Raw genomic sequence first — 15,739 nt, forward strand, 5'->3', positions numbered from 1 at the left:
TTATATCACCTCGATTTCTTTAGATTCTGTATATACATCCCACATTTTTTTGTATCTCCCATTTAACTCTAGTAATTGTTTATGAGTGCCTTCTTCAATTACTTCTCCATTATCCACCACAATTATTTTATTTGCATTTACAATTGTAGATAACCTGTGAGCTACCATAATCACTGTTTTATCTTTAATTAACTTATCAATAGACTGTTGAATAACTGATTCATTGTCAGGATCAGAATATGCTGTTGCTTCATCAAGTAGTACAATAGGACTATTCTTTAAAAAACACCTAGCTATTGCAATTCTTTGCTTTTCTCCTCCAGAAAGATTTGCTCCTCCCTTTCCTACAATAGTTTCATATCCATTTGGTAGGCTCTTTATAAAATTATAGCAACTCGCTTTTTCACAAGCCTCTTTAATTTCATCCATACTCGCATCTTCCTTCGCCATCTTTAAATTTTCTAATATTGTTTTATTAAAAAGAAAGTTTTCTTGCGACACATAGCTAACAAGCTCCATATTCTGTTTTAAAGGCAATTCGTTCAAATTTGTTTTTCCAATTAAAATTTCTCCATTAGAAACATTCCAAAATCCTGCGATTAGTTTTGTAATAGTAGACTTTCCACTACCTGAATTTCCAACGATTGCAGTTAACTCATTTTCATTTGCTCTAAACGAAATATTATTTAATACATTCTTTGACTCTTCATATGCAAATGTAACATCTTTAAACTCTACATCATAAGATTTTATGTCTCTTACTTCTTCTCCTCTTTTTAAGTTAGGAATTTCCATTATCTTTTTTATTTCTTCAAATACAACTTTTATATTTGCTATTGTTTCCATATGACTCATAGCTTTTATTAATGGTTTATATGAAGCATATGATAGCAATATACACATGATAAGAGTCCCTACTTCAACACTACCCTTCATAAAGAAATACAAGGAAGCTGGTAAAACGAATACCATAGTTGACGGGATAGTTTCCATAGTTGCTGTCATTGAAAAACAAACACTCAAGTACCAATCAAGCATTGCGTTCTTATTTTCTTCAACAGTCTTTCTAAATTTCCCAAATGATGATGCTGATTTATTAAATGCTTTTATAACTTTAATACCATTTACATATTCAACCATTGTCGTATTCATAGCTTTAGCTGCTTCTTGATATCTTTTAGATTTTTCTTCATAACCTCGCATCATTAACATTGAGAACAATAATCCCAATGGAATTGTAAGTAAATTTGCAATTCCTATTCTCCAGTCCATTATAAAAATTGTTATGATCAATACTATAGGAATGAATATATTAGCAATAACTTCTGGAATCACATGAGCAATCGGTTTTTCCATTTTATCAAGTGTTTCCACCATAAATTGAGACCACTGTCCGCTGCTCTTTCTTTCAACTTCTCCCATAGAAATTTTACTTAATTTGTCAGCTAATAACTTTCTTTTATCTTCAATAATCCTGTAGGCAAGATTATGAGAAATAATAGTAGATATTTCATGAAATAATATACTTGCCAAAAATCCCAAAAATACAGCAAAAATATATGGATAATAATTATTTAAATTTGCATTTTTTGCAACCAAGTTATTAATAATGGCTGCTACAGAAAAATAAGGTATTACACCAAATCCTACTCCTACTATCGCAATGAATACAGCTGCGAAAATCTTGCTTTTATGTCCCTTTAGAATATCCATCTTTTACCTTCTTTCATAAAATCTTTTTATTCTGCCATCACAAATCTCCAATAATTTATTACATGTACTATCAATCAATTCATTATCATGCGTAACAATAAATATAATTTTATTATTTGAAAATTCTTTAATGACTTTGCTTATTTCGAGCATATTTGTATAATCAAGTCCACTCGTTGGTTCGTCCAAAATAATAATTTCTCTATCCATTAACATCCCCAATGCTACAGAAAGTCTCTGCATTTGACCTCCTGATAAGCACATAGGATGACGATTATCTAATTTTTTAAGATCTAATTTTTCTAGAATATTATCTATTTGCTTTTCATCTATTTTAGAATCAAATAAACTAAATTCATCTCTTACAGATTCCGAAAAAAACTGATGAATTACATCTTGCATAACCATATAACAAAGTTTTCTTCGTTTTTTATATTTTATGGGACTTCCTTTATAGCTTATTTTTCCTTCGTTTTCTTTCAACAGTCCACACAAAATTCTCATTAATGTTGTTTTTCCTTGACCATTTTTACCTGTTATTGCAATAATATCTCCCTTGTTTCCGGAAATATTTATCTTATCTAAAATTTTTTGTTTCTTATTTTCATATTCTAAATTTGAAACTACAAAGTCATCAGATTCACAAAATGTGACAGGATTTGCAAAATCATCATTTTTCTTTCTTACAAAAGTTCTAAGTCCCAGTTTCTTTCGTGATTCGTCAGTAATTGAAGAAAATTCCACATTTGAAAAAACATATTTTATTTTTCCGTCTTGTAAATAAATAGCTCTATCAATTAAATCCATTAAATAATAGAGTCTATGTTCAGAAATAATAATTGTCTTGCCCTGAGTTTTAAGATTTATAAGCATCTCTCTTATTCTTTCAATGCCATACTCATCAATATTTGCAGAAGGTTCATCAAACACATATACATCTGGATTGGTAGCATAAATAGATGCAATAGCAAGTAATTGCTTTTCTCCACCTGACATCATAAAAACATTTCTGTTTTTTAATCTTTCAATTCCCAAATCACGTACCACTTTAAAAACTTGTCTTTTTATTTTATCAGGGTTTTCACCTAAATTTTCTAATCCAAATGTTAGTTCACTATCTGAATCTAAATTAAAAAACTGTGTTTTGGGGTTTTGAAAAATTGTTCCCACTTTTTCAGAAATTTCATATATCTTCATTTGTTTTGTGTTTATCCCATTTATAAAAATATTTCCTAATAAATTTCCCTCTAAAAAATGAGGAATCAATCCATTGATTAATTTTGTTATAGTTGTTTTCCCAGAACCAGATTTTCCGCATAATAAGATAACTTCTCCTTGATTAATCTTTATTGAAATTTTCTTTAACTGGTTTTCTAAGCTTCTCTTATAGGAATATGAAGCTTCATTTATATTAATCATGTTTCGTACCTCTTATAAAAATAACTTGAACTTTACATTAAAGAACATCAGAATACATAATAGAATAATTATTAGATCCCAAATGTTAAATCCTGCATCATCCATAAAGGTCTTTCTTGCAGGATTTTCTATCCCTCTTACTGTAATAGCCTGAGCTAATTCATCTGCGGTATTAGAAGCTGTAACTATTAAAGATATTAGTCCTAATTGTATCTTTTTAAATCCAGTCACGCCTCTTATTTTTATTGCATCTGAGATTAATATTTTTTCTTCTCTTAAAGATGGAAAATATCTGATGCCTATTGCTAGAGAAATAATTAGGCTTTTTGGAAAATGCATCATTTTTAAGGCATACATAATATTTCGTATAGGATTAGTTTTTACAAGAATTTGACCAACTAAAAAAATCGGTATTAACTTAGGAGCATGAATCACCAATAATCCAAAATGTGCTGATATGACATCTGGTAGAATCGGCAAAACAAAATATTTCAATCCCTGTAATAATACAAACATAGATAATGCCTTTAAAGATATTTTAACAAGTCCCATAAATAACGCTATAATAGCAACCATTAAAAGAATAAAAACATCTAATTTTAAGCTATTATTTGCAAAGCTAATAATACTAACTGAAATCAAAAAAATGATTTCAGTTAGTGGATTTAGCTTTATAATGCCTCTTACAATACCCTCCATTTACATAATTCCAGCTTTCTCAAAACGTTTTTTGAACATTGCTTTACCTATATATGCACCAATGACTCCTCCAATAAATGCAGTAATGATCATCCCGATAAGTGTTGGAATTGAAATTAAAGTTTGTAATTTATTTACATATTCTGGACTCATTCCCATTTTAATAATAGATTTCATATAAGATTCTTGGAACAACCACATAGGCAATGGTGAGCCAATCAATCCAATGCAAATCAATCCTGAAGATACTATTACGCTTTTTTGACTTTTATATCCCAAAATTTTTCTAGTAATTTCTGCTAAAACCCCTGCAATAACGCAAGTTATGACAATTGTAAAAGTGCATTCTCCTATAGCAAAATATATAATCCCTGTAATTGCTATCAAAAGTAAAGCCGTTCCTGGTTTTGGCACCTTAGAGACCAACAACATGTAAATAAAATTACATATTATGCCTGTCATTGCTGGCCATAATAACCAAAGTATCGGTGAAAGTATTGGAATAATCATTACCGCCATGGATAACGCCATATAAATCACTGAAAAAATGCCGATGTTAACTAAATCTTTTGTTTTTAATTTTGTTTCATTCATTTGAATACCTCCTTTTAAATTTTTATATTTATTTACCAGTTGCAATATGATTGATTCAAAATAATCTTTACTGGTAAATTTTTCTTATTTTTGTTTACTTTCCATAAAACGCAGAAAATCGGGATTAACCCGATTTCAAAATTTATTATTTTTAATTTTATATTATGTTTTCATTTAATAATCCTCCTCCAACCAAAATTCATTGCTGCCTCCATCATATCGATAAAATTCAAGGCTTCATTATATGAATACCTATGTGTGATTACCTCAAATAAAGGTGTACATGCCATTGTATAAAGAACATGAAGTTCATCATCATTCAAATCATTTACTTCAATCTTTTTTTCTTTAAGAACCTCGATCAATTTCTTAGCACCCTGCACTTCAAGATTCACTAAATCATGACGAATTGATTCAAATTCCGTACCCTGAGAACAGTTAAACAGAAGATTAACTATAGGATCGTTTTGGTAAATAAATTCCAATAATTCCCTATTACTATCATCAGATTTTTCTCCAAAAGCTTGTAAACCATTTACTTTAATTTCTTCAATCGCTTGATTTGTCAATTCTTTACTTCTTCTGTATAAGTGATTAAGTATAGGACTTACAAGTACCTTAAAAATATCTTCTTTAGATTTAAAATGCTTATATATTGCACCAGGTGTAATTCCTGCATTTTTAGCAATAGTGCGAATAGAAGCCTCTTCGAATCCATGCTCTGTAAACTCGCTTTTTGCACTTTTTAATATTTTCTTTATTGTAACATCTTTGTCTCTCAGTAAGTTTCACCTCCCAAATTAAGATAACACCGTTTACTATATTTTAGCATAATCTAACCTCAAAGTCAATCCACAATATTCTACTGAAAATCTCTTGCCTTTACTGAAAATCTCTTGCCGGTATCCCCTCTCTTTTCAAAACCTTTAATTTCTCTTGTTTCTTCTGCTCCCTTCTTGCCTTATATTTATCCTCATACTCTTTCTGTTTTCCGCTTGCTTTTCGTTTCAGGTAATTTTGATGTAGCTTGTCTTTTCTTTCTTCGATTTTTCTTTCTTCTTCCTCAAGTTTTTGTTTTTCTTCATCACTTAACTCCGCCTGTGGCAGTTCATAATTGCCTATGAAATTAAAGTAAATTTCTATCTTTTGCTTTGATGTCTGACTTCCTTTTCTATCTCTTTCATGTACGATAATCTTTTCTACAAACTCATTTATCATTGTGGTTGTAAGTTCATCAAAGTTTTCATAACGACTGATAAGAGATATAAATTTTTTAGCTCTGTCTGTTTCTTTTTCATATCTTGATACCTGCTGCTCCAAATCCTTAATTTCTTTACTTAAAGTTATCTGCTCCGTTTCATATTGGTTATTTAAAATTTCATAGCGATTATTCGGTATCTTATTTAAAATCATATCTTCATAAATTCTGCACATCAATCGTTCCAGCTCTTGAAGCCTGTTTTGGCTTTCTGTTAATCTTATCTTTTTCTTTTCTATATGTGCCTTTTCCTTTTCTTCCATTTCATTTTGAATGGAATGAATAAATGCTTCATTATCTTCATCAAGATAATTTTTTATATCTTTTAATGTTTCTTGGATAAGGTTTAAGACTACTTCTGCTTTTATCCTATGAGCTGATGGACATAGCGTTCCGCAAGGTGCTTTCTTATAATTACTGCAAACATAATAAGGAATATTCTTATAGTTATTTGTCCTATGAACATACATCTTGCTTCCACAATCTGCACAATACATCAGTCCTGTTAGTGGGTGATATTCGCCCCAACCATCAGGATACCTTTTTACATTTCCTCTTATCCTTTGCACATTATCAAAGGTTTCTTGGTCTATGATGGCTTCGTGAGTATTTTCAAAGATGAGCCAATTATCTTCGGATACATATTTACTTTTCTTATCCTTGAAATGCTTTCTTGTTTTAAAGTTAACTGTATGCCCTAAGTATTCTTTTTTCTTTAAGATACTTGCAATTGTGGAGCTACACCAACGATAAGGATATTCAAAGTTTTTGCTTTGATGTAATCCATATCCCAATTTTTTCTGATGATAAGCGGGTATATCTATCTTATCCGCTTCCAGTATCTTTGCTATTTTGTATGGTCCTGCTCCGTCCATTGTAAGATTAAATATTCGTCTTACTATCTCGGCTGCTTTTTCATCTACAACCCACTTATCTTTGTCTTTTTCATCTTTGATGTATCCATAAGGCGGTGTGCTTGCCGTATGCTTTCCGCTTTCTCCTTTTGATCTGAATGTAGATTGTATTTTTCTTGAAGTATCTCTTGCATACCATTCATTCATAATATTTCTAAAAGGGGTAAAATCATCTTCTCTGTAAAAGCTGTCTACATTGTCATTTATAGCAATCAGTCTTATGCCCTTTTGTCTTAATATCTCCATACATTGACCGACTTTGAGATAATCTCTGCCGAGTCTACTCATATCCTTTACGATGATACAACCGATATTTCCAGTATTTACTCCATTCATCATTTCCATAAAGCCTGGTCTATCAAACTGTGTCCCGCTTATTCCGTCATCTGTAAAATGGATGATGTTGGTTAAATTATTCTTACTTGCATATTCTTCAAGGATTTTCTTTTGATTAACGATTGAGTTACTTTCTCCTTCAAGTTCATCATCTCGACTTAATCTCTCATAGAGTGCTGTTATCTTTTCAAAATTCCTCACTTTTTCCTCCTTCCTCTTAATTTCCTAAATAAAAAAGAATTAAGAAGTACATGTTTCACTAAAACAGTGATTAAGTGTTCTCCTTAATTCTATTACTCCTGCTGCAAGCTTATATTTCTTATATTGCTTAACTGCAAAATGACTTGGGTCTTTCTTTTCAAGAGCTTCAAAAAGCCTATCAATTGGGTTCATATAGGTTTCATCATCTTCTCTAACTTCACTTGCGTCAATCATATACAAAAGCGTCTTAAAGTTCTTTTCCTCTTCTGGTGCTTCATAATATATATAACCGATGAGAGCAGTGTAATATAACTTTTCAGCCTTTACCCAGAAATCTTCTCCTGCCTTTTCTCCATCTCCCTTTGTATTAGCAATTATAGTTTGAACAAGCTTTAAAATATCTTTTTCACTTCTCAAATAGGCAAATGGATTGTATTTCATAGATTTTTTAAAGTTTATTGTATTTAAAATCTTTATGTCATATCCATTTTCATAAAGCATTTTTCCACACTCTAACACAAGTGTGCCTTTTGGGAAGATTTGTCAAGGACATAAACAAAATTTCTTTGACAAATTTATATCTTTTCTATTTCTCTTTTGAGTAGCTTTAGTATTTTATCCTTGTATGTTTCACCTGTACCTTGCTTGAAATGTAGGTTTACAGTGTATTTTGTCTTTCCAATATCCATAATTAACTGTTTATGTGGTGGTACTTGTATTTTTCTTTTTTCTTCTTCCATGTATCCTCCTTTCCATTTTTAGGCAAATAAAAAACAGTAAACCTTTTTTGATTTACTGCTTTCGTGTTAGCTTTTATTGACTTGTTAGTTTAGCAAGCTAAAAATATCCTACCTGCAATACTCTTTTATCTTATCTGCATATTCAGTCGAAAGATTCTTTGAATAAATTTTTTCATTTTTTGAATTTCTGACTTCTTTCCAAAGAATAGAGGCTACTTTTAATTTGTTCGAATATTTGCAACTATTTTTGTCTGCACAGAAATCCTTTAAAAATTGGTTCCATTGACAAACTGAATTATCATACTTCGCATAATTTGATTTTCCATAATAAACTTTTAGCATATCTTGAATTGTAAAACTCAAATCATTTTCTCTTTTTACTTTTCTCCAAGCAGTAGCCATATCAGCAGTAAATTTAAATGGCGAAACATCTGTTAAAATTGAGAAATACTCTCTGAAATGTGTGTTAAAGGAGAACCCGCATTCAAGTAATGGAGTATCTAAGGTAATAGTTTCTACTTGTTTCTTTTCATTTTTTATTGATGACTTTTTAATCAAATCACCCTTAAAGTACTGCTCAATAATATAATTGAGTTCCTGTTTTGTACCTCTGTATTCTAATCCTAATGACTTGCATATCCGTGAAAGTTCTTCACGATACCAATAGTATTTATTAAACTCATCAAACGATGTAATTTTGTCAAACTCAGGTCTACTTTCTATCAATATTCTATCTCCTAAAACCAATTTGCTTTTTCATCTCTAAATAATGGTGTTTCACTCTCTTTGTAAGGATTGTAGTTGTTACAATTACAACCAAACTCTTTCAATGCTTTTATCTTATTATCGGCTGTCCAAACAATCAAAGAGATACCGTCAAATTCTTCAACTTTCCCCTCATTCATTTTATTTTTGAAGTGCCATTCTACAATAGTTTGATTATCCTTATGAAAAAATTGCTTTATATCCCACGCAAGAACTTTTCCTCTTGTATTCCACTCATTAAACCAGTGCTTTACTGTTTGCAGATTTTCATACTTAGGACACCAACTCTCAATATAAATCACATCATCTGAAAAAATATCATCTATTCCTAAGTCTTTTTGTGTAAGCCACATATCAAACCATAAACGAATGATTTTCTCTCTTTCATCCATGAATTTAAACACCTCCAAAATCAAATACTTATTTGATATTATACCATTTTTTCACTCAATTTTATAGGTCTAACTCGTTCCTCTTTACCTGTGTTAGTCCTCTGTTTTCTTGTAGTAATTTCTCTATACAGCTTCTAACACTTTCAGCTTGTTTAACTTCCTCTCGTATTTCTAATATTTGATTGTATAGGCTCTTTTTCTCTTTCTTCAAAGTGCTAGCCTCTGATTTCCACTTGGATATATTTAAGGTCTTACTTTCACCTAAATGCTCTTTCAGATATTTCTTGGCACTCTCAAATAGAATAATCTCTGCAGTATGCTCATTATAAAAATCTTCCTGTTTGCTTTTCTTTAATTTGGTATAGGCTTTGTAGATATCTTTATGTTTCAAATATTTCTCGGCTTGGTCGATAAGCTGTGTTTTATCATCAATTCTTTTTTCAATGTCTTTGATAGCTTTTGTGGTCTTGTAATTCTTATCTCTTAAAGTAACTATGCTTTCTTTCAGTTCAGATATGGAAGTGATGTTTTTATCTTTAAGAAGCTGATAACTCTCAATATATTTCTCTAAGTCTGCATTATTGCTATCTGCGTTTTGATTGATAAGATTTTCAAAAATGGATAGTAGATTTTCTTTTGGTGGGATGGTGGATTTTATGTTTTCTGTTTCTGCTGTTTCTTCTTTTCCAATTCCTCTTATCCAATTTAACAAGGCTTTTATTCTTCTTGAGATTTCTCTTAAAATCGCATTTTGATGTTTGATTTCTCGGTTAATATTTCCTCTGTCTGTAGCTATGCCTTTCTTCTCCATTTGTGTTGCTGATTCTCCTAAATGAATGGTCGGTATTTGCTCTATTCCTTGTCTTTGATAGGAACGATGGTCTACTTTTTCCTGTATGCTGTTTTCTTCAAGATATTTGTTTGTAATGTCTGCCCATGCTTTTCGCCACTCTTCCGCTTTTTCTTGCTCATTCCAATCGGTTGTATTGATTTTTCTTGTTTTGTAATTGCCGTTTTTGAGTTTTATCTTTTCTCCGTTTTTATCAAGGATATATTCTTTTTTTGATTTTGCTCCCCATGTTTTATCTTCGTTTAACGGTCGCATGGTAAGTAAGATATGTGCGTGTGGATTTCCGTCATTTTTATCGTGCAAAGCAACATCGGCACACATACCGACTTTCACAAAATTTTCTTTTACATATTTCCTTACAAGCTCTATCTGTTTTTCTCTACTCAGTTCTTTGGGTAAGGCAATTTCGATTTCTCTTGCAAGCTGTGAGTTTTTACTTTTTTCTATTTTCTCAACACTGTTCCACAAGACAGAACGACTTGCAAATTCCTGTGGTGCATTTCGTGGCAATAAAATTTCGGTATGGGCTATTCCGCCTTTCCTTGTAAAGTCGTGGACTATGCCATCATATTCATTTTTTATCTTTTCGCCACTGCGATAGGAAGCTGCCGCAACTGCACTTTTCCCTTTGCCTCTTGATATAATCTTTATACTGAGATGATATATCGCCATAGCTAAAAACCCCCTTTCGTTTTTCTGATACTTTTATGTGGCGATGGATAAGACTTCCTAAAAAAATCGGATAGTTTTTTATCCGATTTCTTTTTGGAAGTACACACGGGGTAGGAAATTTATTTCCGTAGGGGAGTGTAGCTCCCCTGTATCAGCGTTGGCTGATGTGCTCTCTGCAAGAGCCTTCGGAGAACGCACACACCCTTTAGGGTGTATAAGTGCGCCCTTGTAAACAAGGGACTATTCCTATGTGTCGCTTTCTTCCTCTTGGTTTTCTGTATTTTGATTTTCGCTTTGTTCTCTGCTCTCTATAATTTTCTTGATTTTTTGATTTACTAACTCTTTTATATTCGGAAATGTGATTAGCTGATAGAATTCATCTTTGGTAAAATCTTTACTTTCGGTGAAGATACTTTCAAAGACTCCTCCTTTTTCATAAAGGCGTCTATCTCTCTTTTTTCTCTCTTCCTGTTTCTGCTGACTGATGAGTTTTTTTCTTTTGTTTTGTAACTGCTTAATTTCTTCATCTGCCATTAAGATTTTTTCTTCTATGTTTTTCATTTTTTTCGTTTCCTCTCTTTCTAATTTTTGGAAATAAAAAACAGTAAACCTTTTTTTCGATTTACTGTTCCTGTGTTAGTTTTTATTAAATTGTTAATTCGACAAACTGCTTTTTAAACTTCAAAAATAAAATTACTTTCTTTTGCTTTTGATTTTTAAAGTACAAACAATTATAATTGCCCCAAAAATAAAACCGCAACCTCCAATAATTCCTGTGAGTTCAGGACCTACAAATGGATTACTATTTTTTGACATAAAAATTGATGTTGGTTTCCATAAATCAACCCCATTAATTGATGCATGAAATATTACTGGAACCCATATTGATTTAACCTTATAGAACAAAAATGCTGAAAATACCCCTATAATTACACAAAAAACAATCATTGCTAAACTACCTAATAAGGGATGTTCACCTCCATAATTATATCCCGATAAAATAATTGGTATGTGCCAAATCCCCCATATCAATCCAGTAATTATTGTTGCACTAAATTTTGAAAGTCCTTTTGTAAGTTTCGGTAATAAATAACCTCGCCAACCAAGTTCCTCACCAAAACATTGTACTAATCCCATTATAGGATTTATAAGAACTGCCAATGGTATTAAGATTAATAGATGTTTTGCATAATCAGACATAGAGGTTATACCTTCAGCAAGAGCCAGTTCTGAGGCAAGAGGATTAAAATCACATTTAAACATTATGAAATATACAATTACGCCAAAGTATGCTATTAACGGTGTTAAAAACCATGCAGAAAAATACCACTTCAAGTTTCCCTTGATATTCACCTTTAAATACATATTTTTGAAGCCTTCTCTAGTTAATATTCTTGTTAGTACAGAGCAAAAAGCTGGTGTAAACATCATAAGAGTAAGGGTAACTGGACTTTTACTAAAATGATATGCTATACCTAGAATGGTAGAACACATCATCGTAAATGTAAAAAATAAATATATTCTTTTCCTATCAATTGCTTCCATTTTTACTCCTTAACCTAATTGAAACTATATTTCAGATTCAAAATTTCATCGTATGCTTTATTTATAATATCTGCTAGCTCATAAGGCTTATCTATGTTTACTTCATGCTTCGCATTGCAAACTAAGTGTAAGCTTGATTCTGGTAATAGTTGATTTAATTTTATTGTCGCTTTCATATTTGCTTTATCTTTATTCCCACAAACAATATAAACAGGACAAGATATTCTTTTAATTTTATCGCTATAATCAAGATTTCTCATGGATGAAGATATCGAAATCATATTATTTTTTGATGTTCCTGTTTTGGGAAAAAATTTATTTGGCATTAACCTGAAAATAAAATTTTGAACATCCATAAGTATTGTTGGTATCTTGTATTGAGGAGCAATAAGTACTAACCCTGATATTTTTTCAGGATGTCTGAAATACAATTCAAATCCTAAAACTGCTCCAAGACTTAATCCACAAATAATTATAGGATTTTGTTCTTCAATTAGTTTCATCTCTAGTTGATCCGCTAAATAATTAAAACTAGGATTATCTAATTTATTAGAAATTACATCAAGACATTTAACATCTTCGCAATTAAGTTGTTTAATGGTTTGATTCCACGCTTTTTTACTTTGACCAAGACCATGCAAAAATAGTATTTTCATTTGTGTCAATTCCTTTTATTATTTAATTTCCATCTTTGTACTTGTAAAAAACTAATTATTTGTATAGTTCCTTTCCAGCATAAAATACCAAGTCCAATAAATACTATTGCCAGCAACAAGCCTAAAAGCAAAGCAGGAACTCCTTTTAATTCATATAAAAAAAACATAAATTTCATATTATCAATTAAAGAAATATGAACAATCCCCTTTAGCAGTCCCATAATTCCGGCTAAAACACTAACAACACTTGAAAAAAAGAAAGAAATTGAAAGCACCGCTAAAGTCGGAATGATTGACATCCATGCCATCGTTGCAATTGAATAGAAACCCACCACCATCATAAATCTTCTGAAAGAAAATCCTTTCTTTTTAATAATTGATTCACCCATATAGCTCATAGCCAATTCTTTCGGTGTACCCAATTCAGCAATAATTGATTCTTCAGATTGTCCATTATTTAGACGTTCATAAAATGTGCTTTTCAGTTCACTTAAAATATCTGTTTTTTCAGAAACAGGCATATACCTAAGATAAGAATCTAATTGAGATAAATATTTTTCCAATTGTTTATTTTGTCCTTTATTCATAAAATTTAACCTCTTCTCAACTCATTAATATTTTGAACAAGCATTTCCCAATCATCATTTAACTGATTGAGATAAGAAATACCTAATTCGGTAATCTTATAATACTTCCTAGCTGGTATTCCCTCTCCCATATTTTGCCAATATGATTCAAGATATCCATTTTTCAAAAGTCTCCTCAGCAAAGGATATATTGTGCTTTCCTTGGTTTTTAGCATAGGATAGTTATCTAGCGTTTGGATAACATCATAACCATATCTATCTTTGTTTTGAATCAATGACATAATTACAAATTCTAATGTCCCTCGTTTGATTTGTGACACCCATTCTTCGTTCATTTTTATACCTAATTTCTATATTTTATTAATACTCAATATTGTTCGCTCTATGTACATCGTACCACATAGTATATATTTGTCAATAGGTATTCCTGTTCTAGTTTTTCTGTGGTACTTGACAGTTGCCTATAAAGTTAAAATACACATCAACTTGTTGTTTTCTATCTTTTCCTTGCCTACCCCCTGTGGCTTCGTGGACTACAACTTTTTCTATATACTCATTTATCATTGGTACTGTCAGTTCCTCAATGTCTGTATATTTATCTATCATTTTTAGGAATTTATCAGTATCAACTTTTCTTTGATGATAGCTTTCTATTTCTTGCTCAAAATACTGTATTTGTTTTTCTAAATCCTGTTGCTCAGTATCATAAACATTAAATAATCTATCAAAGTGTTTTACAGGAATTTTCCCAAGTGCATGGTCTTCATACAGTTTTGTAATAAGGGTTGTTAGTTCTGCATTTCTTGACGATAGCTTTTCTAACTTCTCTTTATCTCCTTGATACTTTTCTTCTCTTTTTTCATCGGATAACTCGTTCATCACTTTTATAAATTCTTGCTTTTCTTCTTTTGCAAAGTCGGTGATTTCTTTGATTGATTTTAAGAGAATTTCATTCACTGTTTTTAGTTTGATATAGTGAATACTGCAAGTTCCTTTTCTGTGTCTGTAATGTTGACATACAAAGCAATAATCACAATCATATTTCTTTTCTTTATGTTCTGCCGGCTCTCTGTAACTTAATTTACCGCCACAATCTGCACATATTAATAGTCCTGTAAGTGGATTTGATGTTGTACCATACTTTGGACTTCTTCTAACTGTTTTTCTTAGCCTTTGGGCGTTTTTCCATGTTTCTTCATCAATGATGGCTTCATGAGTGTTCTTAAAGATAATCAGTTCATCTTCTTTCGCCTTTCTGCGTTTCTTGGTTTTGTAATCAACACATATTGTTTTACCAAGAACAGTGTGTCCCATGTATTCTCTTTTTTCTAAGATATAGCCTATTGTAGTTGGTGTCCAAAAATATGGATCGTCTATTCCTCTTTTCTTGGAACTGTGGTTATTTTCAGGATAGTGTATTTCTGCATAGGCTGACGGAATAAGGACTTTATCTTTTGTTAGTATCTCTGCTATCTGTGTTACTCCATATCCCTCTATAACAAGTCTGTAAATACGTTTTACGACCTTTGCACTCTCTTTATCGACAAGTAGCTCCTGTTTGTTCTTAGGGTTTCTGTAATAGCCGTATGGAACGCTTGGTGATACTCTTTTACCCTCTTCCATTCTTGCTCTGAAGATGGATTGTATCTTTCTTGAGGTATCTCTTGCATACCATTCATTCATGATGTTTAGAAAAGGGGTAAAGTCGCTTTCTACTTGTTTCTCACTGTCTATTCCGTTATTGATAGCAATAAATCTTACTCCCTTTTCTTTGAAGAGTATTTCGGTGTAAAAGCCTACTTTGAGGTAATCTCTGCCAAACCTACTCATATCTTTTACTATCACAGTAGATACTTTGTTTTCTTCTACTGCTTTTATCATTTTTTGAAATCCCTCTCTATCAAAGGTTGTTCCACTTACTCCGTCATCGGTATAGTGATAGATATTTACAAAGCCGTTTCTTTTGGCATAGCTTTCAAGTAGCTGCTTCTGATTGGTGATGGAATTGCTTTCTCCTTGCATTTCATCATCACGACTTAAACGCTCATAAAGGGCTGTTTGTCCTGTTCTTTTCATATTTGACATGAGAATTACCTCCTTTCCAAGTTTTTATTATTTTCTCTGTCCCTAAGAGGTTAATCCTTTAGGATCTGTTACTACATAGGAAGAGTGCATTTGCATTAGGTTTGGCTTTACATAAAATCTTGTTTTACCTGATCCAGAACCTCCTATTACTAAAACATTTTTATTTCTAGCGTATTTAGGATTTTTAGGTCTTGAGTTCATTGTAAGTCTTTCGGTATTAGTTATTAGTACATTATTTTCAAACTTAGGATCAATATATGGAGCAATATCCTTGCTTTCCCCCCAGGAAGCGTTTTGTCAAGTACCTTTTTAT

16 protein-coding genes and 3 pseudogenes are annotated in these 15,739 nt (G+C 31.5%); all 19 read right to left on the minus strand.

Annotation, left to right across the window (positions count from 1 at the left end; genetic code table 11):
• Complete coding sequence (locus JOD41_RS02805) at positions 1-1,713, minus strand: ABC transporter ATP-binding protein (protein ID WP_002842109.1); 1,713 nt, start codon at positions 1,711-1,713, stop codon at positions 1-3.
• A 3-nt stretch (positions 1,714-1,716) separates the two neighbouring features.
• Complete coding sequence (locus JOD41_RS02810; RefSeq protein WP_151378260.1) at positions 1,717-3,132, minus strand: ABC transporter ATP-binding protein; 1,416 nt, start codon at positions 3,130-3,132, stop codon at positions 1,717-1,719.
• A 12-nt stretch (positions 3,133-3,144) separates the two neighbouring features.
• Positions 3,145-3,831: an energy-coupling factor transporter transmembrane component T family protein gene (locus JOD41_RS02815; RefSeq protein ID WP_048950574.1), complete on the minus strand. Its 687-nt coding sequence runs from the start codon at positions 3,829-3,831 to the stop codon at positions 3,145-3,147.
• Positions 3,832-4,425 carry an MptD family putative ECF transporter S component gene (locus JOD41_RS02820; protein WP_001006067.1) on the minus strand — a complete coding sequence of 198 codons (594 nt, stop codon included), beginning with the start codon at positions 4,423-4,425 and terminating at the stop codon, positions 3,832-3,834.
• Positions 4,426-4,595: 170 nt separating this feature from the next.
• Complete coding sequence (locus tag JOD41_RS02825; protein WP_000184355.1) at positions 4,596-4,994, minus strand: hypothetical protein; 399 nt, start codon at positions 4,992-4,994, stop codon at positions 4,596-4,598.
• Positions 4,995-5,054: 60 nt separating this feature from the next.
• Positions 5,055-5,207: pseudogene (locus tag JOD41_RS09160) on the minus strand (TetR/AcrR family transcriptional regulator); the annotation flags it as partial.
• 100 nt (positions 5,208-5,307) lie between these two features.
• On the minus strand, positions 5,308-7,134 hold the full coding sequence (locus JOD41_RS02830) for a DUF4368 domain-containing protein (protein ID WP_205051489.1): 1,827 nt from the start codon (positions 7,132-7,134) through the stop codon (positions 5,308-5,310).
• A 96-nt stretch (positions 7,135-7,230) separates the two neighbouring features.
• Positions 7,231-7,668 (minus strand): annotated as a pseudogene (locus tag JOD41_RS02835) (type IV secretory system conjugative DNA transfer family protein); the annotation flags it as partial.
• A 41-nt stretch (positions 7,669-7,709) separates the two neighbouring features.
• A complete protein-coding gene (locus JOD41_RS02840; protein WP_205051490.1) occupies positions 7,710-7,874 on the minus strand; it encodes a transposon-encoded TnpW family protein in 165 nt (54 codons plus the stop codon).
• Between the two features lie 108 nt (positions 7,875-7,982).
• On the minus strand, positions 7,983-8,600 hold the full coding sequence (locus JOD41_RS02845; protein WP_023056516.1) for an SAP domain-containing protein: 618 nt from the start codon (positions 8,598-8,600) through the stop codon (positions 7,983-7,985).
• Positions 8,601-8,611: 11 nt separating this feature from the next.
• Positions 8,612-9,031 (minus strand): nuclear transport factor 2 family protein, encoded by a 420-nt coding sequence (locus tag JOD41_RS02850; protein ID WP_023056494.1) that lies wholly within the window; start codon positions 9,029-9,031, stop codon positions 8,612-8,614.
• Between the two features lie 61 nt (positions 9,032-9,092).
• A complete protein-coding gene (mobQ, locus tag JOD41_RS02855; protein ID WP_023056488.1) occupies positions 9,093-10,553 on the minus strand; it encodes a MobQ family relaxase in 1,461 nt (486 codons plus the stop codon).
• A 246-nt stretch (positions 10,554-10,799) separates the two neighbouring features.
• Positions 10,800-11,114 carry a DUF3847 domain-containing protein gene (locus JOD41_RS02860; protein WP_205051491.1) on the minus strand — a complete coding sequence of 105 codons (315 nt, stop codon included), beginning with the start codon at positions 11,112-11,114 and terminating at the stop codon, positions 10,800-10,802.
• 132 nt (positions 11,115-11,246) lie between these two features.
• Positions 11,247-12,098 (minus strand): CPBP family intramembrane glutamic endopeptidase, encoded by an 852-nt coding sequence (locus JOD41_RS02865; RefSeq protein ID WP_205051492.1) that lies wholly within the window; start codon positions 12,096-12,098, stop codon positions 11,247-11,249.
• Positions 12,099-12,112: 14 nt separating this feature from the next.
• Entirely contained in the window at positions 12,113-12,754 is a 642-nt protein-coding gene (locus tag JOD41_RS02870) for an alpha/beta fold hydrolase (protein WP_205051493.1), read from the minus strand.
• Positions 12,755-12,759: 5 nt separating this feature from the next.
• Complete coding sequence (locus JOD41_RS02875; protein WP_205051494.1) at positions 12,760-13,341, minus strand: DUF1700 domain-containing protein; 582 nt, start codon at positions 13,339-13,341, stop codon at positions 12,760-12,762.
• Positions 13,342-13,346: 5 nt separating this feature from the next.
• Positions 13,347-13,676 carry a PadR family transcriptional regulator gene (locus JOD41_RS02880; protein ID WP_205051495.1) on the minus strand — a complete coding sequence of 110 codons (330 nt, stop codon included), beginning with the start codon at positions 13,674-13,676 and terminating at the stop codon, positions 13,347-13,349.
• 97 nt (positions 13,677-13,773) lie between these two features.
• A complete protein-coding gene (locus JOD41_RS02885; protein ID WP_205051496.1) occupies positions 13,774-15,426 on the minus strand; it encodes a recombinase family protein in 1,653 nt (550 codons plus the stop codon).
• Between the two features lie 54 nt (positions 15,427-15,480).
• A pseudogene (locus tag JOD41_RS02890) lies at positions 15,481-15,720 on the minus strand (type IV secretory system conjugative DNA transfer family protein); the annotation flags it as partial.
• Positions 15,721-15,739 lie beyond the last annotated feature (19 nt).

Source organism: Peptoniphilus gorbachii (assembly GCF_016908115.1).
Lineage (GTDB): Bacteria > Bacillota > Clostridia > Tissierellales > Peptoniphilaceae > Peptoniphilus_A > Peptoniphilus_A gorbachii.